A 24603-nucleotide genomic window follows, 5' to 3' on the forward strand; every position below is an offset into this window, starting at 1 on the left:
AGTATCAGTCTTGATGAGTACCCACCCGAACGGCTGGGGGATTTCATCAATGTGAGATGCTGCGTTTCGCAGCATTTCGGGAATTGTAGTTGATCCTGCTTTATCAAGAACCCCCTCAGGCGAGTGGAAGCTCTCACGATTTCTGATTCTTAACGACAAATGGACGCGAAAGACCCGCAGAAAGTTCTCTTCAACCAGTGAAATTCTCAAGAGTGGAGATTCCGAACGATCGACGCGTTACTGCATGTTGATCTGTCGAACTGATTTTGCGAGCAAAGTTGCAATGAAAGGGACTGGCATCACCGGGAAACTCCCATCCATGAGCGATGTTCAGCCAGCCGACAGAACGGCCACACCATCATAATCTGCAATCTTTGCGCCAAACAAAGACTTAGTGAAGCCGAAGAGGAAATCGCTCAGGAATCATCGGTTTCTGCCCGAAGTGGCGGCCTTACAAATGGAAAAATTTGCAAAATCGAACATCAAGCCGCTTACAAACCGGCTTCCCCTTCAGATTGTGCAGCGATGGTTGCACACGGTGACAGCAGATCGAGCCAGAACAAACTTAAAGACCAAAAATTCAGAGAATTCACAGCCGCTGGTCAGGCCGACTGGTCACTTTCCAGAAGCGTATGTAGATCTTCCGCAATGAGAACAAGTCCATGTTCCAGCGTGGCATAGAGTTCACTGCTGTAGCGCTCGCTGGCCAGTACCTGCTGGATCTGATGTCGAATGGAGATATCAGGGATGCCCCCCAGATCAGATTCCTGGGGTTTGCAGAGCTTTCGCAGTTCGTGAACTTTGGGAGAAAAGCCCTGTTTGAGATGCTCTTCAAAGTCGCGTGACAGGCGCTCCGCCTCGCGAAGTTTTTCACGCAGAGTCATCTCCTCCAATCGATGAGCGCTGGATCGTGGAACATTCATTGGCATTACTCCCGCTGCTCACATCCGGCCGGTTCTCAGTACCGCAAAGATCTGTCCCGCGGTCTGGGTGTTTCAATCATCTGCAAACTTCTGTAAAAATTAGATCACTCTGTATGCAGGATTGCTAATTTATTTTTGGCGACTTCATCAAAACCTCGTCGAGTCCTATGGCCCATTGACATGAGAATCCTTCTCATCGCGGATATTCATGCCAACTTTGTGGCCCTCTCCGCCATTCAGGAATCGTTCGACGCCTGCCTGTTTCTTGGAGATGCCGTCGAGTACGGCACAGATCCAGCCCCCTGCCTCGATTGGATCAGAGGGCATGCGACAGCCGCCGTGCGGGGCAATCACGATCATTCAACGGCCCAGAGAGTGCAATCACAAGGGGCTTCTCCTCTACGCAGGCTCGCCGCCGCCACACGAGCGATCAACGAACGTGTGCTCACCGCTTCACACCGCAAGTTTCTCTCGCAGATGCCACTGACAAGAAGTCTCGAACTCGACGGCCAGAAGTTTTTCCTCGTGCATGCGACTCCCCGCGACCCCATGGATGAGTACCTGCCCGAAGATGCCCACGCCTGGCAACAGCGACTCTCCTTTATCGAAGCCGATTTTGTATGCGTCGGCCACACCCACAAGCCGATGCAACTGCATCTCGGCCAGACACAAGTGATCAATCCCGGCAGTGTGGGCCAGCCTCGCAATGGAGTTCCTGAGGCACATTACGCCATCATCGAGCAGGGAAAAGTTGCCTTTCGCACAGTCCCCTACGATATCAGCCAGGCTGTCGCCCAGATGCGCGAAGCGGGGCTGGACAATTCGCTCGTCGAACTCGCCGAGCATCTCTTACGAACCGGCGGATCACTTCCCACGAGTGTGTGATCTTCTTTGATGAAACTCCCGCGAACTTCTGATGGAGTTTTACTTTTCTCACTGGAAATTCACGCCCGGAGAAAATCCCCTGTTGCTCAATTGACGATTCTAGTCATACTGAAGCAAGCAGGCCGGATGGCCCGGCCGAAATGATGCGGCTCGACACACACAGGGGTAGTGCATGCGACTGGAGCACAGTTCGACGCAAGGCAAGCTCTTCGTTCTCGACACCAACGTCATCCTTCACGATGCGGGGTGTTTATTTAACTTCGAAGAGAATGACATCGCCATACCGATCACTGTGCTGGAGGAACTCGATCGATTCAAAAAAGGTAACGACGACATCAACTTTCAGGCCCGTGCGTTCCTCCGACGATTGGACGAACTCGCGGGCGATGTTCTTTCTGCAGATGGCGCCGCCCTGGGCGATGGCTTAGGCCGCATTCGCGTGGTACTCCGTGGGCACTTTACCGCCCGCATGCGCGAAACTTTTCTCTCCGATGGCCCGGATCATCGCATTCTCGATGCCGCACTCACTCTGCAGGAAACATCGGCACCCCGGCCCGTCATTCTGGTCTCCAAAGACACCAATCTGCGGATGAAGGCCAAATCCCTCGGGCTGCCCGCAGAAGATTACTCGACCGATAAAGTCGAAAGCTTCGACAAGCTTTACACTGGCAAACGGCTGGTCACGAACATGCCTTGCGAAAGTGTTTCCGCCTTCTATGCCGAGGGTGGCCGCGTCGCCGCAGAAAGCCTGCCGGAGGTGACGACACCGCGTGCCAATGAGAACTTCATTCTGCGGAATGGTTCGCGGTCCGTCCTCGCTATGTACAACGCGGAAGAAAATGCGTTTCACCGCGTGGAACGAACCACCGCACTGGGAGTGGTTCCTCGAAATGCCGAGCAGCACTTCGCCTTGCGGGCACTTCTGGATGACGAAATCAAGCTGGTCACAATCGCTGGCAAAGCCGGTTCGGGAAAAACGTTACTCGCCCTGGCAGCAGCTCTTGAATGCCGGAGCAACTACCGTCAGATCCTGCTCGCACGGCCTGTGGTCCCTCTTTCGAATAAAGATCTCGGCTATTTACCGGGGGATGTGCATGCCAAGCTCGACCCTTACATGCAGCCACTCTTTGATAACCTCTCGGTGATCAAGCATCAGAACCATGAAGGCGATACGGCCAAACTGGTGCAGCAGATGCAGGAAGATCATCGGCTCGAAATTACGCCTCTGGCGTATATCCGCGGCCGCAGTCTGCAGCGGGTCTTCTTCATTGTCGACGAAGCGCAGAACCTGACACCGCATGAAGTAAAGACCATTATCACGCGGGCAGGCGAAGGAACAAAGATCGTCCTGACGGGCGATATCCACCAGATCGACCATCCCTACCTCGATTCGCTCTCGAACGGGCTGTCGTACCTCATCAATCGCATGGTCGGCCAGAAGCTCTACGCCCACGTGACACTCGAAAAAGGCGAACGCTCCCAACTCGCCGAACTCGCCACCGACCTGCTTTAACCCACGCCCCTCTTCAATGCCCGGCGTCCACCCAAAACGCCGGGCATCTGCATTCCCCCCCTCGCCCAGTCATCTGAGAGGGCCGGGAAGAGGGTGAGTTTCGTCTTATCAACCTTGATACTACCGATCCTCCATTCCAATGTCCCAATTCGCTGCGGGACATTATATTTTCATAATTCCACCTCAAGGACTTCTCCTGAACTCCCGCCGGAATTATAAACGCTGAAAATGACTTTCGGCGAGTGGTTGCTTTACCTACACACCCTCGACGATCGACGATTTAATATCGCATGAGACCCTCTATGACTATGAGAATCCCACTTTCCCGCGAGATGCTCAAGCAACTGAACGCGGGGATTGAAGCCTTTCAATTGGAAGCCGCTGCCGACAAGATCCGTGAACATAGCTCGGCATGCTATAGCCTGATTGCCGATGGTCAGGATAAATACAAGGCGGTAGGGAACACCCGCTTCGGAGGTGAGCCAGATCTTCCTGCCAACATCGAATGGCCGACTGTCACAGACCAAGATGGGATCAAGCATTGCAACTTTATCTGCCAGATAAACTTTTCCGAACTGCCCCCACTCACGCGAAAGTCGGGACTGCCTTCGTCTGGAATTCTTTACCTGTTTATCCGATTCATGGGATCAGCGGCACAAGCCGTCCTACTTCATTCGATCTACTTGAAAAAAGTCCCTGCGGACTTGAAACGCCGAAAGGCCCCGAAGAAACCCATCTGGTGCGACGAATACTTCATCGATCTGGTAGCCACCCGAATACGCGCCGAAGCGACAATCTCCATCCAATGCGCCGATCAATCCCTTAATGAATACATCAGAGCCAACACTCCGGAAATCAATGATGAAACAGGAGACTTTCGACTTGATTATTTGAATCGATCATTCAGGCTCCCGAACCGAATCGCCAGCCTGCTTGGTTATTCCAACCCTTATGATCCACGCGACAACCTGGAACAGACTGTGGCGATGACCCACATCGGGAACAGAGAAGCGCAATGGGTCACCGGTTACAAGACGATGAAGGAGTTCGATGAATACGCACGGTTTCTAAAGGATCGTCGCCCGCAGGATCTCCCAGATCACGAAGTAAAGCGGGATCACCTGAAATGGCTCCTGGCACATCGCGAAGAGGTTGCCACCGAACAGATGCTCTGGCACCTCCTCTTGAAACTCCATTCCAACGATCATATGAAGCTCAATATCAATGATGCTGATCCTCTTTACGTCTATATCCGGGAGAACGACTTCACCTTGAAAAGCTTCGACAATCTTGCCGGTGAGATCACCCAAGGCTGATCGAATGGCTCTCCGCATCTTCTCCTCGCCAAGTCATCCTCTGTTCAAGCTCGAAAACAGTGTACGTCGAACCCCTTTTTGTGCTGGGCCAAGATTTTGATGAGATCGTGTCGCCGACATGAATCTCTGACATCGCAATGCTGCTCTTCTTTGAAATTCGAAAGCATGATGACTTTCCATACAAAAGAGTTTGAGGAATCGTCATTGGTGTTTTCGAATCAGAAAGATTCTGCCGCATTTCTTGTCACCGGCCATCTTCTGGCGGCATCTCACCTGCAGGAGGGTGCCAAATGACTGAACGACCACAGGACTCTGAGAATACAAACTCTTCGCGAAGAAGTTTTCTGGGCGGGGGAGTTGCGGGGCTGGTGGCAGGCTTACAGACCTCTGCCAGTCTGGCTGCGTCACCTCCTGAGGATAAAGTCACCACCCACGTTTCAGCGGTCGCCGAGAGCAAGGTGAAAGTTGTGAATGCCGTGAATTCGCGTCTGTTCAGCTTTTGCGGAGGGCTGACAGGTGACTGGATGGTGACTTCTATCCGGGCAATTTGTGGTGAAACGCTGCCCGATGCGGAAAGGCTGCACATTCATCAGGGACTTGGCAACGCCCATGAAGCTCTGTCATCAGACACAAAGTGGTTTCTTCGCGGGGTGACGAGTAACGACCGCTATGTAACGCGCCCTGAGAAAGAACTCCTGGTCGCCAGGCAGGCCCCACTTGGGCGAGCGACAGCCACACACGCAGCGCTGATTCCCATTCGAAAATCAGCCGCGTGGTGGGCGATGACTCAGGACGAGCGGCGTGCCCTGTTTGAGGAAGAATCACATCACATCAAGATCGGTATGGACTACCTGCCGGCTATTGCCCGCCGGCTGCATCATTGCCGGGATCTCGAAAGCAAAGAGCCCTTTGATTTCCTGACGTTTTTTGACTTCGCACCGGGCGATGAACCGTTATTCGATCGCATGCTGGAAAAGTTGCGTTCGACTCGCGAGTGGAGTTTTGTAGATCGAGAAGTCGACATCCGCCTGAAAAAGGTGACTCCGACCTGAGTCCCCAGTGTTTACCCTAAACTCCGGCCCACTTCATTGCCTCCATCGCCCAGTCATCTTGGCGAAGACCGAAGTGAAGGCGAGATGGATCGTCATGCTCTGCTCACCCCACGGAAATCAGCAACTCTTCGTTAATGCTATAGCACAAGAATGTTATGCTGCAGTCACCTAAATTCAACGCGCATGTGCGATATTCTCTGCGCAAGCGTCCAAAAACGACAAAAACATATCTAATATTGTATCGCCTGCCTGGCTACTCGGATCCATCTCAGTTAACAGAGATGTTACAGTCACATTGCTGCAACGCCTACCTAATAGTCGGCAAGCAGCAGCATCAAGCTTTGATGAAGTTGACGAGGACATGTGTGCGCACGCATTGCGGATCGTTCTTAAGTCAGACAGTACTAAACTAATCGAGTTTATATTAGTCTTGAATGGCTCACCATCTTCCAAATACACCGAAGCAAGCTTGACAACCGTCTCGTGGTTTGCCCAATCAACATACTTTTGAGCCCCGACAAGCATTCTTCCAGAATGGTCTCTATCCAGTGGAGAAATGTATTTTACAATACTACGCCCTGAGACCCCCGATACGCCGAGCGCATAATCACTAAGAGAGCTCTCGAGAAAAGACTCCCAAGCGACGAATATTCCAAGAAATGCAGATTGGACACAGAACTCTTGGAATTGCTGATTGAAAATTGCCCTGCCACTGCCATCCCGATGATAGCTATTATCAATAAAACCAATGTATTGAGCAACTGTCTTGCGAAACAAATCGAGATTATCCTGATGAGCCATACGCTACTCCGACATCATCTTTAAAATATAGCTTGATCTTCGAATGCGAACGGCGGCATCAGTGGTTGCCCTCTGACAATCAGTGAGAAAGGTCAATTGTTCCTTTGTGAGAACCGTTTTATCTTCCTCTCGTATGATCTCTTCAATTTTTTCAAGGCCATTTCGCAGCCGATCAAGATTACCCATGTTCACACTTCTGTATAATTCATTGAGATTCTTTACACCATACTTAATGTGATACACAGAAACAAACAAGCTGTAGAATAAATGTACTCGTCGGAACTCCGTATTCTTTAATGTTTCCGGAAAGAGACATGATATCAACTGTATACACTCATCGAAGCGGGACGCGAGCTCATCGGCGTCAAATGGGAAGCTTTCTTCATATCGAGTATAGTACTTGGAGATCTGCTTCTTCTCCCTAACTCCGTCAGTGATTGCGATCAGAATGTCTGCTACAAGCTGTGCGTCATTCATTCGAAGAACTTGCTGCTCAGTGACTATCCTATTCTGTATCCAAAAATTGTTGTAATTGAACGCGATTCGATCCGTGAGAATCTTGAAATCGCCAAAGTGATTCGCGTTTAGCTTTTCTTGCTCGTTTAACGTAATTGCGTATGAGTTTAGTCGGCTGAAGACATCAAGAATCTCAACATCATCCATGTTTACCAGTAGATCCACAGATATCTCGTAATTTAGGATGTTTGACGCGATGTCCGGGTCGACTGTATCTAGCTGGCTAAAGAACAGTCCGCCGTACTGCTTGTTATGCCGCTTGCTGATTACAAATCCATCCTTCACAAAGGATAGTATTGCCCGCAACCTCTGCTGCCCGTCCACGACCTCGCGTACAGATTTCTTTGTGCGGGGATTGATCTTCTGCCGAATAAAAACTTTTGGTATTGGCTTGCCACGAATAATGGTGTCAAGTAAATAAGACTTTGCACCCTCGCTCCAAACCGCCTTTCTTTGGTATCGTGGAGATAGTTCAAGCTGATCGTTTGCTTGCCATTCGACAAAATCGTTTATGCTGTAAGTTCTTGAGTCGAAATTCTTCATTGTGAGTCCAATTGTACGATAGTTTAGACTTGCAGCGTATGCTTTGTCTTAATTTGTTTCGGATGCACTTTTTCGAGCCTCGTGAGGTAGCCGTATTGGCGATGGTCGACCAATACGATAAGAGTCGCGAAAGACGCAGATTATGATATCTTACTGATAATTCAACGTTGAGGCCATCCCTCGAATTGTGTATCGTTTGGGCAACTGCGGTTTCGTCTAAGTCCCAAGCCGAAAGTCACCCTTGAAGATCATTCTCGCCGCCATTGAGCACGATCTCGCCGATGCCTGGGAGCGGCATTGTGGCGATCTCCCTGGCGTCGCTATTCATCGCGGATCGATTCTTGATCTTGCGGTTGATGCCGTGGTCAGTCCGGCCAACAGCTTCGGGTTTATGGATGGCGGGATCGATCTCCGCTACTCCGAGCATTTCGGCTGGGATCTTCAGCAGCGGCTGCAGGAGTTGATTCGCACCAGGCATCATGGAGAACTGCTCGTTGGTGCTGCCGAGATTGTCGAAACCAGGTGCAATCGTATTCCGTACGTTATCGCGGCCCCCACGATGCGGGTGCCGATGATTCTCCCCGAGACCGTTAATCCTTACCTCGCCGCCCGAGCAGTGCTGCTCCTCATCCGCAATGGCATCGTACCCACGGGGATTCTGGCAGGCGAACCGGTGGTCTCAGCCGTGCAAACCGTCGCATTTCCGGGGTTGGGAACCGGGATTGGTCGTGTCGGCCCCAATACCTGTGCCCGTCAAATGCGAGCCGCCATCGAAGAGGTGCTGCACGAACGCTGCGACTTCCCCCACACCTGGGCTGAAGCCCAACAGCGGCATCAACTCCTTTACACCGACCGCATTCGAAATCTCCAGCGGGACTAAACCCATCGACCCGCCACGCCCAAGCTCATTTGAGTAACGACTCGATGTTCCATACGCGGATTTCCTTGTCGTTCAATACAAGCACAACCTGTTTTCTGAAGTGGACAACCAGCGACCATCCGGGGAGTACGATGCCGCAAGCGTCCAAACCTCAATGGGCCGAACTTCAAATGGTTTATCAATGCTGGCGGCTTTGGTCGCCAGGATCTTGATGACGCCATCGTCTGCAACCTGCGACTCACCTGAGTTCGATGAGTGACCGACAGTACCGGAGGCAGGGTCAACGGAAACCGGCGTGGCTTGTTGGGCGCACCCCACAAGAAATCCGCCCACAAAACTGGCGATTAACATACGATAGAATTGAAGTGACATACCGAACCTTTGATTAAGAAAGCAACCTGAACACAAGTCGAATGAGATTACTCAATATGGATACGAAATGACATCCTGCGAGCAAGATAAAGCCATGTAGCCATACCCTAATTCCACAACGAGAACTCAATAGCGGAGATCATTATCAGACTACGGCTTCAAATTCGGAACCTTAATCTTTCGACCGAAGGCCTCGACCAACTCTTCGTCGTTCCATCCGTAGACATCCTGGAGGGCGACATTAAAATCCACTCCTTCCTTAATGGCGACGAACAACTCGCGGAAGGCATTGGCATCACGATCAACCAGAAGTTCCACCAACATCCCCGATACAGGTTGATAGTCGGTTGCATATTCGTTTTCGGAAACTAATCCACCCAGGTTCTTATTGTTGCGAATGTGGGGCAAGACATCCTTTAGAGACGTCTCTTGTGAATACAAGTCATAGAGCACCATGCGCCAGACAAAGTCGTTAGTCCCATAGAACAGCCACCTCGGGATGTTATTACAGTTTGAACGGATGCGGAATTGAAATATACTTGTCAAATGCCAGACAATGTTACCGACGGTGGAATCGAATTCCTGTTCACCGTTGGCTAACACGAAAAACTGGCCACCCGGATAGCCAATATCTGTAGCCTCAGCGCTTTGATCTTCCCATTGACACTGCTTTTTAGCATAGTCGATAAAATGTTGACGACTCTTGAAAATGAAGATATGGAGTTTTCCGCAAAAAACAGACTGATCTTCGGGAATGCCGTACATCTTCTTAAGAAACTGGCAACTTGAAAGTATTCTATCCTGAAAAACTTCCACATCCTTTGCCGGTAAGTCGCTATAAATCTGAAAGTCGCGGCTTTCGTACGATACAAAAGCGACGCCCGGGCAATGTGTCTCGAGCGCTTTGACATTCAGCGTATAGACAGACTGTTTTTTCTCCAGCTCTTCCGGAGTGTCGGGGCGATAAAGCTCGTAATCGCGGGATTTCAACCGTTCTGAAACCACTTCATCATGTTTCGCACGATCCAGAAGAGCCCACCCCTTGGATTTCGTATCGAAGACCATATCGTACAGCTTTCCGTCGATGGTCAGTGAGCGAATATCTCTGGTTGTGAATTTCGGTCGGTGCGACACCGGCTTGAATGTCAGGGTCTGCAGCACCGTCGGCTCCTTGCCGTACTTGATGATCGTGATGAGTGCCGATGATTGCGTCGATCCGTTCAGAAGCGTCACATCGACAGTCATGCCGGGTTTGAGCAGTGGCGTTTCGCCTCCGATCGTCGCGAGGTAATCCTTATCAAAACCATACAGCGACCTCTGGACCGGCTTGAAGTCCTTGGCTGCGGGCGCAACGCGAAATTGCGACGACGCGGTGGTCGGCACCAGACAAACCACCAGCACGATCAACGAACGGAGCGGACGCGTAAATTTCTGCAAATTTCGCGGAATGGTCGCCATCGCGATGTTCTCCAGCAAATGTGACGTACTGAAAAGACACCTTTTACCATTAATAATCCAAATACGATACAAAAGAATATCGCACTGACAACCAGGAGGCCATTTTCCCAGATTGTCAGCGGTGCTGCACGAATGCCGCGACTTCCCCCATACCTGGGCTGAAGCCCAACAGCGGCATCAACTCCTTGACACCGACCGCATTCGAAATCTCCAGCGGGACTAGACCTTGCGATTTCCGAAAAAGTAGCGAACCTTTCGTCTTGAAATGCCTCCACGTGGTCAATGAGTACCCACCATTCAACCGAACAACTACAACATCCACCCATGAACTATGCCGCTGCCTTGGAAGCCGTGAAGGCTGATGCGCGTTATCAGCGGAATCTGGATTGGGGGAAGCCGCGCGCGGGGCATCCGGAGGGGACGGTTCGTGCCCATATTGCCGAGATCGAGCCCAATCTGGATCGGCTCGCGCCAAAGCTCAGCCCCTTAGAGATCGACAAATTACGGCTGCTGATCCATACGCACGACTCCTTCAAAGCCGAAGCGGAAGCCGGGGTGCCAATTACTCACCCGGCGAGCCATGCCTCACTGGCCCGGTCGTTCCTCGCGGAGTTCTGTGACGATGCTGACCTGCTGGCCATGGTGCAGTATCACGATGAACCCTTTGCCCTCTGGCGGCAGGTGAGTTCCAAAGGAACCTACAACCAGGAGAGACTCCAGGCTCTCTTCGAGGCAATTGAAGACTGGAACCTGTTCCTGGCTTTCAACATCATCGATGGCTGCACAACAGGAAAAGGCCGCCAGCCTTTGCGCTGGTTCTTTCACGAGATTGCCGGAGTGAATCATCCCCGCCTGTGCGACTTGCGATGGACGGATCAGGATATCATCACTGACTGAGGTGGAAGGCACGACGATCTCAAGGTGGCGACGATGGTTCCATCCGTCGGAACCTCTAGCACCTTGTGCGTTTCCAATGCAACAGTTGCGCATTATTGGTTGCGAAGAGCATGCCTGCTCCAAGCCGCCGTTCTTCACGCGCACTGTTTCACGGGTTCTTGCTGATTTGAGGTGTGACCGGAGACTGTGTGACCAGCCCGGTGTGTCATTAGCCCGCTTTTTTGCGTTTGGCACTGGCAGGCTGTTTGATATCCAGATCTTTCACGCGAAAAATTTCGTCTTCCTTGGCCAGTGTGAAGACCAACGATTCTCCCGACGTATTCTGCAAGGTGACCGTGCGCGTCCCTCCCTTGGGTTTCACACTGAGCAGTCGAACTTCACCAAATCGCTTTTTCAGGCTCTGGATTTCATCTTCCGATACGGCACCGTCTCGAATCTGTGCCAGCAAGCCATCGGCCTTTTCGCTGATCACGCCATCCAGCCCCGTGTATTGACCTGCTGCCACGGAGAGACAGATTTTCTGTACGGCATATTCGGCTGTCCCCAGAGGAAAGGTGGGTGCCTGAGGAATGCCGTTGGCAGGATTCTGGCCGTCAACACCCGGAACTGCTCCACCCGGATTCGCGCCGCCGGGGTTGGCAGGATTATTTCCTTCACCAGCCGGTGGTAGGCCGGCTGGTGCATTAGCCATTTCGCCATGACCATTGGGAGTCTGTGGCCTGGGGATGTTATTCCCTCCCGGGGCCTGGCCTTCAGGAGTATGACCTGGCGGAGTGGCGGCCTGTTCCGGCAGTGGCATGGGAACCGGTGTCTCGCTTCCATGACCTGCCGGTGTTGAAGGAGGACTTGCCGCAGGAGCAGCATGTGGGGCTGGAGCTGCCGACTCATTGTGTCCGCCGGAAGGGGTGCCGGGCGTCGCTTGAGCGAGTTGCATCTCGGGAGCACCATGCTCGCCCTGAGGCGTTCCATGCGCAGGAGCTGAATTGGTAGACACGGCGACAGCCTGATTCCCCGAGACCGGGCCACGAGAGGCCAGGGTATCTGGTGTTGAAGGAACCTGTGCAATACGCCAGGTGCCTCCTTGCCGCACAAAATTCAGTGGTTCACGATACTTCTTGCCGTCGACGGTATAGCGGGCTTCAGCCGTACAACGATCACCATCGTATTTGATGTTGGCCAACGTCGTGTTCGGATCCTGGCCGATGCGGGAGAACGACGCCAGCGCAGCCGCTCCGCCAGGATTCTGTTTTTGCAGGCGGTAACTGAAACCCAGCACATCGACCAGGCACTGGTATCGATCGGTGAGTCGCTCGACAATCTGGGTATTGGAGGTTCCCGGATCTAACTTCTGGAGATCGACGCCGTACTTCTTGAAGATGTCGATAAACTCCCGGCCTGGGCCAGTCAAACCGAGAATCGCAATCTGTGGCCGGAGCGCTCGCAGCATGGTATCGAGCGTGTTGTTGACAGTTTCCGTCGACAGGCTATCCACGACCAGTTGGAAGTTTTCACTCCGGACACCGTTAACGAGCTTCTGATACGCTCCATTCGGTGACTCTCTCGTCGAGCAGCCTGACATCATCAATCCCGACATCAAGGCCAGGGACATTGCCAGACAGGTGCGGATTGAAGGCCTGATTCCCAGTTGGAATTGAAGTCTCTGGAGAGTGCGAATGCACATCATATCAGTGTTCCGAAATGATCAGACAGGGTTCGCGGAAGCCATGTCCTGTGGATGAATCCAAGTCGCAGGACCGGTGCAAAGAAAGGAGAATCGCAATGAAATGTTCCGCAAATATGCAGATTCCTTGATGTTAAAGCAAGAGGCAACTTTCCTCGATTTCGCGACGAGCCACCCGTGGTCTGGTTGTCAGACATCCTCGTTTGCCTCTGGTCATTGGACCTGAGTCGCGCGTGGCCATCCTGATGGGGAGTTGTTGAGGATCACTGCGGATGCATTCGTGCTGGTGAAGTTGCTGGACCCGGTGTGGGATGCAGACATCCGACCCCCATCACACAGTTTCGATCCATCAAGCCCAACATCACATCAGCACAGTTATGTGAAAAGAGAGCCAGAAACTGGCACAATGGCTGTATGCAGAACCTCAGCCGCTATCACCGTCAGATGCTGTTGCCACAATTTGGAACGACTGGGCAGGAGCGTCTCTCCCAGGCCGTGGTCGCCGTACTGGGTCTGGGGGCCCTCGGAAGCTGCGCTGCCGAACTCCTGGCTCGCGCTGGAGTCGGTACCCTACGCCTGATCGACCGCGATTTTGTCGATCTCACGAACCTCCAGCGGCAATCCCTCTACGACGAAGCCGACGCCCGCGAACGCATCCCCAAAGCCATAGCAGCGGCCCGCCACCTGGGCGAAATCAATCACGAAATCACACTCGAACCCATCGTGGCCGACATCCGCCCCGAGAACATTCTCGAATTACTGGCAGGCGTCGATCTGGTCATCGATGGAGCCGACAACTTCGAACTCCGTCTCCTCCTCAATGATGCCGCTCTCGAACGAAACCTCCCCTGGGTGCATGGCGGTTGCGTCGGCACCAGCGGCCAGGCCATGGCCATTCATCCGCCTCACACACCCTGCTTTCGCTGCCTCGTCAACCCGGTCGATGATGCCGACGCTTCCGGACAAACTTCCTCGTCTGCCACCACCCCCGCCACATGCGATGCCGTCGGCGTCGCCGGGCCGGCTGTCCATCTCGTCGCATCCCTGCAAGCCATGATGGCCATACAGATCCTTCTGGGCGAAAGAGAAGTTCTTGGCTCACAATTGAAACTGGTCGATGCCTGGAGTGGTCAGATCCGCGCGATGGATCTGTCACGTTTACGCGAAACGAGCGATTGCCGGGCCTGCCAGCAAGGCGAGCGATTGTGGCTCAGCGGCCAGCAGACGTCACAAACGACAGTCCTTTGCGGCCGCAACGCCGTACAAATCAGCCCTGCCCATCCCCGCCCACTCGATCTCCACCTGCTGGCCCATCAACTGGCTCCCCTGGGCGATGTTCGACCAAACCCCTATTTACTCCGCTTCAAGCCCACCGGCTACAACTGCGAACTGACGATCTTCAGAGACCGCCGCACCTACATCGAAGGAACCGAAGACCCCACCCTCGCCCGCACACTCTACACCCAGTTTCTGGGGGACTGAGCAGTGCTATCATTCTGTATATCTTGCCTGCCGTAACATGCAGGGCAGGCTCCCGCCTGCCTATGAAGCTCCGACCTTTACAACAAACCCAACGAGACGCTCTCAACCCCACTTGGGCATGCCCTGAAGGCCTTGCGCCCGGGAGTGGTCTTCGAGCATGGCATCCAAACACTCATACGGATCGTCGTCCTTTGATTCAGTAGCGTCGGCAGACAAGCACTTACCCTATAGTTAAAGGTACACCCGCCACTGAATCATCGATTCACTCGAGTGATGGAGTTATAGTTGCCAAACTCCGGATAACCTTCCCAGTTCCCGTCGACATTCACTTGTGTCTTCTTGGTAGAAACCACAGCGGTCGAAAAATCTTCCGTCTCTATAGTTAAGCCACCGTCCATTCGGAAGTAGTACGTCGTCCCTTCTATGGTATGGTCGCCCTCGCCTTCGAATTTTCGATAGTTTGCCATAGTGAGAAAAAGACGCCCGGCTTCAACCTCCTGAAACTGGTAGCTCAGAAACTCTCTCTTATGCTCATCCAAAAAGCCGACACCGACGTAATCCCTATCGATTTCTAAAAAACAGCGAAGAACGTATCCATCCTCAATCAAGACCGCATAAGGACGCTTCTCCAAATGAGCTCGCATCGCGTGTTCTTCGTCCCAAACTTCAGTCATCCGATGCTTCGCCCGAAACCAACGACTTCCATAGATCAACTTCATACCGCTTCCGTCCGTTCGAGTTGTCATTTTCGATAGCTATCGTAGGAATCGTGCATTGCCTCTTCCGCAATCCAGCCCGGCAACGTACCATCCTCTTCTAGCAGTTCAACGCATGCCCACGACATATCGCGCAGGGCGTGTGGCACGCGCATGAAGGCTATGTGAAAGGGCGTGGGCTTTAATGGTAACGCACAACACCCACGCCCTTCGGAAGACCTCAGGGCCGTGCCACACAATGCGGGTCAACGATTCCTCTTCCGGATGATGTTCGAGACAATCCTCTCTCTCACAAAATCGCTACCCAGGAAGATGGCCATCAGCAATAGAAAAAGAATTCCATTTCGGAATAGCGGACTCACCAGAGGGAGATGCTCCTCGTCGATATAAGACATTGTGAGAAGCATCCCGCAAACCAAAAATATATTCTCAATCAGAGCTGCGATAAACTGAATTTCCCGATCTGTCAGCTTTCGTTCTGGCATATTGAAGCCCTGACATCTGCAATTTTTGTTGATGTAGGGCAGGCTCCCGCCTGCCGGATCGACGCGACTTGTATAGAGCGGCGGTGGCTCTATGCAACTTTCCTCCAGTTCATAGCTTCATGCGGTGCCAATAACTCTCGACAGTTAGGCTGCTCGCTACTCAGTTTGGAACAGGCTTACAACTCCTCCAAAGGAGGTCCTAACGGTCGTTTTTTCTTTCTCTTCCTGGTGGGACCACGAGGTGAACCCTGTTGATCACGCTCGACAACGGTGATTCCCATCCGTTCGAGTATCCAGTAGCCTGCGGCATACACTGCGATTGCTCCCGCGATTGCTGCCAAAGCACCAACCATCTTCAGAAGTCGCGGGATCCTTTGAATCGCCGGATCATTCCAATCCACACCAAACAGCCATCGCCCAAGTTCCACCAGACTTATCACAGACAGTATTGAGACGAATCCGAGAATCCAGCCAATTCCGGTGATTTGCGACAATTGGACATTGAGATATTTCCTAGTCACGATTCCGGATTGGATTTCTCCCATTGAAACAGGCTTGGGTCGATTCCCCCGCATTTTTCGAGTCGCGAAGGTCATTTGCCAGGCGGCTGATAGCGGCCAGAGAGCCAGCAACCACAATCCGATCGCCATCAAACCACATAAGACGTTCAAGACGAGAGCGCCTTCAGATGACATTCCGGGAACTTGGTAACCCAGCATGGCTAGGCGAGGTCCTTGAGCCATCGTCCAGCCGAGGTAGAGGAGAATCCCCGCCGCGCAGTATGTCAGGAAAGCCTTAATAATGTCCATTTGATGTCCCGCGGTGGATCGCGTTAGGTCGCAAATTGCACAGCCAGAATCCTAGCATCAGCGGAAACGAAGAGAAAATAAATTAATCCCATTCCTGTACCCTATCAGAAGGATCAGCAGGCGGGAGCCTGCCCTACGTGACTCACACACTATACAAGCCGAAAGTGCTACGAGCCGGAAGCGTCAGCGACGGACATGACTTCTTCATCACTCCACAACCAGAAGCACTTCTTCACACCCCGCCGAACCAACGCCCCTCCGAACCAGAACATCTTTCTTGAATCCCTCCCGCTCGCAATGGCGAGATCACAAATGCGAGTGCCCGTCGCTGACGCTTCCGGCTCGTTGGTGAGGGAATCGGCAGGCGGGGGCCTGCCCTACGTGGGAACACTGATGTTGGTGCATTCCGGGGACTTCATGCACCCTACAAATGGCACTCCACAAACGGCTCAGCCGCCCTTCTTCTGGATCTTGGCCCATTCATCCTTCAAGGTGACAGTGCGGTTGAAGACCAGTTTCTCAATCGTGGTGTCGGGGTCGAGGCAGAAGTAGCCCAGGCGTTCAAACTGGCAGCGGTAGCCGGTGGCTTGTGTCTTCACCGACGGTTCCAGCTTGGCATCGGGAATCACCACCAGCGAAGTCGGGCTTAAGTAGTTCTTCCAATCTTCACCTTCCGGGATCGATGACACATCTTCCACGGTGAACAGCGGGCTGTAGAGCCGCACTTCGGTACTTAATGCATGCGGGGCCGAAACCCAGTGAATCGTCGATTTGATCTTCCTCCCGTCGGGTGTGTTTCCTCCCTTGGTCTCGGGATCATAAGTGCAGCGCAGCTCAACAATCTCGCCTGTTGCGGGATCTTTGACCGCCTCTTCGCACTTGATGACATAGGCCCAGCGCAGCCGCACTTCGCGCCCGGGAGCCAGGCGGAAGAACTGCTTGGGAGGATCTTCCATAAAGTCATCCCGCTCGATATACAGCTCCCGGCTGAATGGCACCTTCCGGCTGCCAGCCGCAGGATCTTCCGGGTTATTGATGCAGTCGAACTCTTCGACCTGACCTTCGGGATAGTTGGTCAGCACCACTTTCAATGGCTTGAGCACACCCATCACACGCGGGGCCGATTTGTTCAAATCATTCCGGACGGCATTCTCCAGCACCACGAGATCGGTCATCCCGTTAAATCGGGTGACCCCAATCGTTTCGCAGAAGTCGCGCATCGCAGCCGGTGTATAGCCACGCCGGCGAATACCAGCGATGGTCGGCATGCGGGGATCGTCCCAGCCGCTCACAATCTTCGCCTCGACCAGTTCGAGCAATTTTCGCTTGCTCATGACGGTGTAGGTGAGATTCAGTCGGGCAAACTCGATCTGCTGCGGGTGATAGATTCCAACGGCTTCAATCAGCCAGTCGTAAAGTGGCCGGTGGATTTCAAATTCGAGCGTGCAGATCGAATGAGTGATCCCTTCAATCGAATCGCTGTAACCATGTGCGAAGTCGTACATCGGGTATAGACACCAGGCATCGCCTGTGCGGTGATGATGAGCGTGCCGGATGCGATAGATGACCGGGTCGCGCAGCAGCATGTTCGTGTGGGCCATATCGATCTTCGCCCGCAGCACATGCGCACCATCCGGGAACTCACCAGCCCGCATCCGGCGGAAGAGATCCAGGTTCTCCTCAACCGACCGGCTGCGATACTGGTTCTCGATACCGGGCTGAGTCACTGTCCCGCGCTGTTCGCGAATCTCGTCGAGTGTCGAGCTGTCGACATACGCCTTCCCCTTTTCAATGAGCAGCTCGGCCCACTGGTAGATCTGCTCGAAGTAATCGCTCGCGTAGTAGAGGCCGTCCCATTCAAAGCCCAGCCAGCGGACGTCTTCCTGGATCGAGTTGACATACTCGATGTCCTCTTTCGTGGGGTTCGTGTCGTCGAAGCGGAGATTGCATTTGCCGCCGTACTTTTTGGCGATGCCGAAGTTGAGGCAGATCGACTTGGCGTGGCCAATGTGCAGGTAGCCATTGGGTTCTGGTGGAAAGCGGGTGTGCACTTTTCCGCCGAAGCGCCCGGTGGCGTTATGGCCATCGATGATCTCGTGGATGAAGTTGGTTGGTGCAACAGGAGGAGTCGTCGGATCCGTCGACATAGAAATACTTTCCGAGCAGGCAAGGGTGTACTGGCAAGGCATCGTACACCGAAAAGTCTAAGTTTACCGAAATGGCTCAACACAAAAAACGGCGATTCTTGAGCCGTTGTTGTGGCCGAATTGGCAGATCGAATCAAGCACGGCTGGTCGAGAGTACCGATTGCGCTCGATTTTCCTTCAGTTACGAAGGGTTGGGGGCCGAAATGTTAAGGGCTGAAGGGCATTGATCGCAGCGTACGGCAAAAACTGCCGAGGTGATCCATGCGCCTGCTCTGAAAATGGAAATTGTCCCGTGGAACATCTCCCGATCACTCCCATGCTCTCGGCAGACCAGGTGCTGGAGCTGCTCTTTCGCACATCGCATGTGTTGAAAATGGAGCTGGATTCTCAACTCGGCGAATGGAACATGACTGAGGCGCGCCACGGGCTGATGAAGCTGCTGGTGGATCGCCATCCCGATGGACTCCTGCAAACAGAACTGGCCCGGCTGCTCATGCAGTCGGAATCGAACATCTCGATGCTGGTCGATCGATTGCAGGCCGACGGCATTCTTGAACGCATTACACCCAAGGGTGATCGCCGCAAGCGATTACTCTGTTTGACACCGGCTGGTCTCGAACTGTGGAACGTGGTCGAGCATGTCCGTCAGCGGTGGGCCGAATCGTGCTTCCGCAGTCTGGGGGAAGATCGAAAAATCCAACTGGGAATCTGGCTGAAATCGATCTTGAGGGAAGTGCGTCCGGAAGAAGTTCCTGCACTCCCAGCAGCCAGATTCTGGCGACGGGAGGCTTCCTGATGTCGAACAAGTCGCGAGCAAAATACGGGCCTCGTCCCGCGCGAACAGCAGGGCTTTCAACACGCGCTGCCATTGTCGCTGTGCTCAGTTCCGCACTGCTGCTGAGCCTGTGCACAGGCTGCTCGCGGAACTATTGGCGGACTCAGGCTGATTTCGACACTTACAACGAAGTGCTCAAGAAGACGCGCGATCCGCGCTGGGATCTGCCGCGAGTGACCGTCGAAGCAGATCCTCGCAGTCGGTTCTTTGATCCCTTTGACCCGGATCATGAACCTTTGCCGCCGGATGATCCTGCTGCAGCACAGTACATGGTGCGCGCCAGCGGGTGGAATGGCTACAAAAGCTGGCACAAGCTGGGTGAATCGCTCACCGTCGAAAACCCGCAATGGCTGGCGAACTTTGGCTTCTCACCGGAGATGATTCCCGGGAAAAGCAATGAGTTTCTCGCCACGGAAAAACAGGCGGCCGACGTACTCGACGAAGAGACACCCGGCCCGCTTCCGATGAACACACCCAATGGCATGACGCCTGGTCAATCAGCCCAGGGCACGCCGGCGGCTGGTCAAATCGCAGCGCTGGGTGCAGGATCGAAAGCACCGGCACAAAAATCAGCCATTCAACTGGTGAACCATGAAGTGATGGAAGTGGCTCAGGGCGGGGCGGAATTGCCACCACCACCTGTCCCACCCGTTCCCAATGCTGACCCGTTCCCGGAAGTTCCTGGTGCTGCACCTGCAGCGAACGAGGGGAACATGCCCGCGATGTTGCCGGGAGCCAATGCCGATGCTCAGGTCGCTCAGACGACCGACGATCCCATCACGACAGGACGGCAGGTTCCGACCATTGATCGACTCACTCTGGAGCAGGCGATTGAACTGGCGAATCTGAATAACCGCACCTATCAGTCGATTATTGAAGATGTCTATCTCGCGGCACTGGATCTGACATTTCAGCAGTTCCAGTTCAGCGTGCGCTATCTGGGCTTCAGTGGTGAACCGAACGGCGGGCTGGAGTATCGCAATACTCCCGGCGGGCCCAACAACCTCGCCACGAACGGGCGCTTTGGAGTCAGCCAGTTGCTCCCCACCGGGGGCCAGTGGGTGGCTGAGTTAACGAACAATACCTTGTGGCTCTTCTCCGGGCCTAATCAGACAGCCAGCGTCTCGGTATTGAGTTATTCGCTGGTGCAGCCTCTGCTTCTGGGGGCGGGTCGAAAAGTGGTCATGGAAAACCTGACGCAGCAGGAGCGTCAGGTCCTCTACTCTGTCCGAACTCTGGCACGCTATCGGAAGATCTTCTTCAGCGATACCGTCATCAACGGGCCGGGTGGCGGCTTTCTGGGGCTCTTGCGTCAGTATCAGCAGGTGCGTAACCAGAAAGACAACATTCAGGCGTTGATTGTGCAGGTCGAACGATTGCGGGCTTTGAACTCGGCCAAGCCGCAGGTCTTCCTGCAGCGTGTTGAGCCATTCCCTGTCGATCTCAATCCCCCCGCTGAGTTTGCCGCACAACTCGTGTTGAACCCGGCTCGATTAGAAGTGGGCTGGCGCGGCCCGATGACTGCCGAAATGCGTGATCGGTTGATGGCACTCTCCACCAGCACTGCCTGGCGTGAAGCGATCAACAATGCGTACCGTCAGCTCGAGACAGAAACCATCAGCCTCGATATCGCACAGCTCGTCACGCGATTGGCGAACTCCGAAAACGCACTCCGTTCGGCCGAACGTTCCTTTCAGGACAATCTCGATCAGTTCAAACTGCAGCTCGGCGTTCCGACCGATTTTCAGATCTCGATCAAGACCGATATTCTCAAACAGTTCGAGTTGATTGATCCACTGCTGAATGCCCGCGAAAACGAAGTGATCGCTTTCGTGAATGATGTCAGCCTGCTGGATGATTCCGTCGTCGATGTGGCCACGCTGGAGCGTGTCACCAGCCTCTTCGATGAGATGATGGATCGCATTGAGAAAGACAGCCTGGAGACGGTTCGTATCGATTTTGAACGTGTGGCAGCGAACGAGGCTTATCGACTGGCCCATTTGCCGACGCCGAATCAACGGGAACAATACCGCAAGAACCTCGAGCGTGACGCACAGATTTTTGCCTCACAACTGAAAGATTTCGCCGGTATTCGAGAACGTATTGATATTGTCCGCAGCCGACCAGCCAATACTCCGTGGACACCTGCACAATGGCAGGATGCGGTTTTTGAAATTAAGAACTGCCGCGAAGATTTATTACAGGTGACACAGAGTCTGAAAGTGGTTCAACTGGGTTTAAGAGTCGAGCTGATCAAGCTGGCCGATTTCGATCTCGGTTTTGATCAGGTGGTCGAACTGGCGATGGAGAACCGGCTCGATCTCATGAACCAGCGGGCCTTTGTGGTCGACAGCCGGCGGCAGATGGAAGTGGCTGCCAACCGACTCCAGGCACAGGTCAATCTGGTGGCAGAAGGAGATATTGGAACATCGGGCGGGAATAAACCGTTCGATTTCCGCGGGACAAACAGCCAGTACCGTGCAGGCGTTCAGGTGACTGCGCCACTTGATCAAATTATTGAGCGGAACAATTATCGCGAATCGCAGATTAATTATCAGAGAGCCCGTCGTGCGTACATGGCTCTGGAAGACGATGTAAAAGCAGATGTTCGTGCCGAGTGGCGGCAACTGTCGGTTTTGAGGCAAAACTTCGAAACAGCCCGGCAAACGCTCCGTTTTTCGGCCATGCAGCTCGATCTTGCTATTGAGAACAATAACGCTCCGACGAATGCGGCTGCCGCCGGGAATGCCGGTCGTACCAATCAGGGCGGAAATACAGGTTTGAACCTGCTGAATGCCTTGAATGCGATTCTGGGTGCTCAGAACGACTTGATTGGAATCTGGGTCGATTACGAACGGAATCGCATTAACATTTACCGTGACATGGATATCATGCAGGTGGATGAACGGGGAATCTGGATTGACGAAATCTACCAGAACCGGACATCTCCTGCCGCATCTGATAACAACGAGCCCGCCTATGACACCGCCAGCCTCCCCCCAACAGCCGCACTCCTCGTCTCCGTGGGAACTGAAGAGCTCCTCCAGCGGGAGCGAAGTTCCCGGGTTCGAACTGGGCGAATCAGCCTCCCTGCACCCGGCGTCGTCGCCGCGGTCAGTGGATACGGAAACGGCTCCACAGCGAACAGCAGCTTCGACCAGCGAAACTCTGACACCATCCGGCAAGTCGCCTTCGAAGAGCCCGCCCACAGCGCCGGCAGCACCCATCCGGTCTTCGACGGTCGAAGCACCCAAACGGGAACTGGCCAAGAAGCGCAGAGGGGGCTGGGGCAAATGGATCGCACTGACACTCCTGCTGGCAGCCGGAGTGGGTGGCGCGCTCGCGTTCCCACAGTTCGGGATGATCAAAGCCGCCCCTGATGAAGCCGAAGACGGGGTGATGACCACTCCCGTTCGCAAAGGCGATCTGCAGGTCACCGTCACGGAAACGGGAACGCTCGACAGTGCCCGCAATGCCATCCTCACCTGTCAGGTGGAAGGCTCGACAACAATCATCAGCATTGTCCCCGAAGGAACCTTCGTGAAAGAAGGGGATATCGTCTGCGAACTCGATTCTTCGGCTCTGGTGGATCGCGAAACCACGCAAAAGATCAGTCTCACTCAGGCCGAAGCGCTCCTTTCACAAGCCCAGGAAAATGTCGAGATCCAGAAGACTCAAAATGAGAGCGATGTGGCGGCTGCCGAACTGAAGCTCTCGCTGGCACTTCTCGACTTGCGCAAGTTCGAAGAAGGCGAGTTTCTGCAACAGGTCAATGAACTCTCCGGAGCAGTCACTCTGGCCCGCGAAAACCTTTCTCGTGCGGAAGAGTCTCAGGCTTTCGTGCGGCGGATGGCCCAAAAAGGCTATCGCAGTCAGAACGATCTCGAAGCCGAACGGATTGCCGTGACAAAAGCCGAGATCGATTTAAAGGTGGCCGAAGAAAAGCTCAAGGTGCTCAAAGATTTCACCTATGTGCGCACGCTCGAAGAGTTGCAGGCCAATGCCAAAGAGTTCGAGCGGGAAATCCAGCGTGTCAAGCGGAAATCTGTCGCTGCTCTTTCTCAGAAGCAGGCCGAACTTTCCAAGTGCGAACTGACATTCAAGGTCGAGAAGGACAAGTACGAACGCATTGTCAAACAGATCGAAGCCTGCACAATCCGTGCACCTCAGGATGGTCAGGTCGTCTGGGCCAATGCCCGTGATCCCCGGCGCTCGGACGCTCCTGTCATTGAAGAAGGGGCTGTGGTTCGTGAACGTCAGGCGATTATCAATCTCCCCGATTACGATGCGATGAAGGTCAATGCCCGTATTCATGAAAGCCGTATCAGCCTCATTAAGACAGGTTTGCCCGTCCGCGTGCGCATCGATGCCTATGCGGGCGAAGTCTTTGGTGGTGTGGTCGATACTGTTTCTTCAGTACCACTGTCGAACAGTTCGTTCTCTCGCGGCGACGTGAAAGAATACGAAGCCAGTGTCCGGCTTACCGATGCCGTCGAGAAGGTGAACAAACTCCGGCCGGGTCTTTCCGCGAATATCGAGATCATTGTGGCTGAACTGAGCGATGTGCTATTGGCTCCCGTCCAGGCCATCGTGACGATCGGTCGCGATCAATACGCCTGGGTACGAAGTGGCGATAAGTACGAGCGGCGAACGGTGAAAATCGGTCGCACCAACGAACGTCAGATCGAGATTAAAGAAGGACTGACCGATGGCGAGAAAGTGGTCATGAATCCTCGAACGCTCTTCGCCAAAGAAGTGGGTCAGCTCGAAAACGAACTCGCGAAGAAGGAAGCAGAACAGTCGGCCGAAGGTGGCCCACGCCGTCCAGGTGGCCCGCGAGGTATGGGTGGTGAGCGTCGCGGCCCCGGTGGGCCAGAAGGTGCCGATGGTTCCAGCCCCATGATCCCGGGTGGGCCTGGTCTTCCTGGTCAGCGCGGCGCTGGTGAGCGAGGAAGTGGTCAGCCAGGCATGGGTCCAACGAGTGCTGGTGAATCTGGCCGACCACAAGGCGGGCGTCCGGATGCTTCCCAGTTCGATGCCGATCGGGCTCGTCCCCGGAATGAAGGGACTGCTGGTACCCGTGGCCCTGCCGATTTTCCAGTCGAGACAAAACCTGCGGAACCAGATGTGAAGTCATCAGAAAATCGCCAGGCACCCGCTCTGCCATTGCCCGCCGCCACGAAGTAACGCCCGGCATCGATCAGCGATTTGCATCCGCTGGAGAGAGTTCAATTCATCAACGATTTCCCCAAGCCATTACCACAATCTCAGCCCGCTGCTGGATCTCATCCC

At 53.8% G+C, this 24603-nt stretch carries 18 protein-coding genes; 10 read left to right on the plus strand and 8 right to left on the minus strand.

The window, feature by feature from the left end; genetic code table 11:
- Positions 1-602: 602 nt before the first annotated feature.
- Positions 603-923, minus strand: coding sequence for a hypothetical protein (locus A6X21_RS13835; protein WP_068848800.1), 321 nt, complete (start codon positions 921-923; stop codon positions 603-605).
- Between the two features lie 180 nt (positions 924-1103).
- Here A6X21_RS13835 and A6X21_RS13840 point away from each other — a divergent pair, with 180 nt between their 5' ends.
- From A6X21_RS13840 to A6X21_RS13855, 4 genes are all read left to right on the plus strand, one after another.
- The gene (locus A6X21_RS13840; RefSeq protein ID WP_068848802.1) at positions 1104-1808 is read left to right on the plus strand and encodes a metallophosphoesterase family protein; all 705 of its coding nucleotides are present in this window, start codon (positions 1104-1106) and stop codon (positions 1806-1808) included.
- A gap of 172 nt (positions 1809-1980) precedes the next feature.
- Complete coding sequence (locus A6X21_RS13845; protein WP_068848804.1) at positions 1981-3321, plus strand: PhoH family protein; 1341 nt, start codon at positions 1981-1983, stop codon at positions 3319-3321.
- Positions 3322-3623: 302 nt separating this feature from the next.
- Positions 3624-4637, plus strand: a complete 1014-nt coding sequence (locus A6X21_RS13850; protein WP_165603800.1) for a DUF1963 domain-containing protein — start codon at positions 3624-3626, stop codon at positions 4635-4637.
- A gap of 290 nt (positions 4638-4927) precedes the next feature.
- Complete coding sequence (locus tag A6X21_RS13855) at positions 4928-5689, plus strand: chlorite dismutase family protein (RefSeq protein ID WP_240490265.1); 762 nt, start codon at positions 4928-4930, stop codon at positions 5687-5689.
- A 174-nt stretch (positions 5690-5863) separates the two neighbouring features.
- Here the strand turns inward: A6X21_RS13855 and A6X21_RS13860 are convergent, their stop codons facing one another.
- The gene (locus A6X21_RS13860; protein ID WP_068848808.1) at positions 5864-6490 is read right to left on the minus strand and encodes a hypothetical protein; all 627 of its coding nucleotides are present in this window, start codon (positions 6488-6490) and stop codon (positions 5864-5866) included.
- A gap of 3 nt (positions 6491-6493) precedes the next feature.
- Positions 6494-7549: a DUF262 domain-containing protein gene (locus tag A6X21_RS13865; protein WP_068848810.1), complete on the minus strand. Its 1056-nt coding sequence runs from the start codon at positions 7547-7549 to the stop codon at positions 6494-6496.
- Positions 7550-7790: 241 nt separating this feature from the next.
- Here A6X21_RS13865 and A6X21_RS13870 point away from each other — a divergent pair, with 241 nt between their 5' ends.
- A complete protein-coding gene (locus tag A6X21_RS13870) occupies positions 7791-8429 on the plus strand; it encodes a macro domain-containing protein (RefSeq protein WP_068848812.1) in 639 nt (212 codons plus the stop codon).
- Between the two features lie 522 nt (positions 8430-8951).
- On the opposite strand, the gene A6X21_RS13880 is transcribed toward A6X21_RS13870, so the two are convergent.
- Complete coding sequence (locus A6X21_RS13880; protein ID WP_131818341.1) at positions 8952-10208, minus strand: hypothetical protein; 1257 nt, start codon at positions 10206-10208, stop codon at positions 8952-8954.
- Positions 10209-10583: 375 nt separating this feature from the next.
- Here A6X21_RS13880 and A6X21_RS13885 point away from each other — a divergent pair, with 375 nt between their 5' ends.
- Entirely contained in the window at positions 10584-11156 is a 573-nt protein-coding gene (locus A6X21_RS13885) for a hypothetical protein (protein ID WP_131818342.1), read from the plus strand.
- A gap of 208 nt (positions 11157-11364) precedes the next feature.
- Here the strand turns inward: A6X21_RS13885 and A6X21_RS13890 are convergent, their stop codons facing one another.
- Complete coding sequence (locus tag A6X21_RS13890) at positions 11365-12735, minus strand: hypothetical protein (RefSeq protein ID WP_165603801.1); 1371 nt, start codon at positions 12733-12735, stop codon at positions 11365-11367.
- A 516-nt stretch (positions 12736-13251) separates the two neighbouring features.
- Between A6X21_RS13890 and A6X21_RS13895 the strand changes: the two genes are divergently transcribed.
- Complete coding sequence (locus A6X21_RS13895; RefSeq protein ID WP_068848822.1) at positions 13252-14319, plus strand: ThiF family adenylyltransferase; 1068 nt, start codon at positions 13252-13254, stop codon at positions 14317-14319.
- A 254-nt stretch (positions 14320-14573) separates the two neighbouring features.
- On the opposite strand, the gene A6X21_RS13900 is transcribed toward A6X21_RS13895, so the two are convergent.
- From A6X21_RS13900 to A6X21_RS13915, 3 genes are all read right to left on the minus strand, one after another.
- Positions 14574-14963, minus strand: coding sequence for a lytic transglycosylase (locus A6X21_RS13900; RefSeq protein ID WP_131818344.1), 390 nt, complete (start codon positions 14961-14963; stop codon positions 14574-14576).
- Between the two features lie 733 nt (positions 14964-15696).
- Complete coding sequence (locus tag A6X21_RS13910; RefSeq protein ID WP_068848827.1) at positions 15697-16329, minus strand: hypothetical protein; 633 nt, start codon at positions 16327-16329, stop codon at positions 15697-15699.
- Between the two features lie 449 nt (positions 16330-16778).
- Positions 16779-18476: a glutamine--tRNA ligase/YqeY domain fusion protein gene (locus A6X21_RS13915; RefSeq protein WP_068848829.1), complete on the minus strand. Its 1698-nt coding sequence runs from the start codon at positions 18474-18476 to the stop codon at positions 16779-16781.
- A 292-nt stretch (positions 18477-18768) separates the two neighbouring features.
- Between A6X21_RS13915 and A6X21_RS13920 the strand changes: the two genes are divergently transcribed.
- From A6X21_RS13920 to A6X21_RS13930, 3 genes are read left to right on the plus strand one after another with little or no spacing between them, the layout of a single operon-like run.
- Positions 18769-19272 (plus strand): MarR family winged helix-turn-helix transcriptional regulator, encoded by a 504-nt coding sequence (locus tag A6X21_RS13920; protein WP_068848831.1) that lies wholly within the window; start codon positions 18769-18771, stop codon positions 19270-19272.
- Positions 19272-22691, plus strand: coding sequence for a TolC family protein (locus A6X21_RS13925; RefSeq protein WP_068848833.1), 3420 nt, complete (start codon positions 19272-19274; stop codon positions 22689-22691). Before A6X21_RS13920 ends, A6X21_RS13925 begins: the two co-directional genes overlap by 1 nt.
- Positions 22672-24498: a permuted SH3 domain-containing protein gene (locus A6X21_RS13930; protein WP_068848835.1), complete on the plus strand. Its 1827-nt coding sequence runs from the start codon at positions 22672-22674 to the stop codon at positions 24496-24498. The genes A6X21_RS13925 and A6X21_RS13930 overlap by 20 nt, the downstream gene beginning before the upstream one ends.
- Positions 24499-24603 lie beyond the last annotated feature (105 nt).

This window comes from Planctopirus hydrillae (assembly GCF_001707835.1).
Lineage (GTDB): Bacteria > Planctomycetota > Planctomycetia > Planctomycetales > Planctomycetaceae > Planctopirus > Planctopirus hydrillae.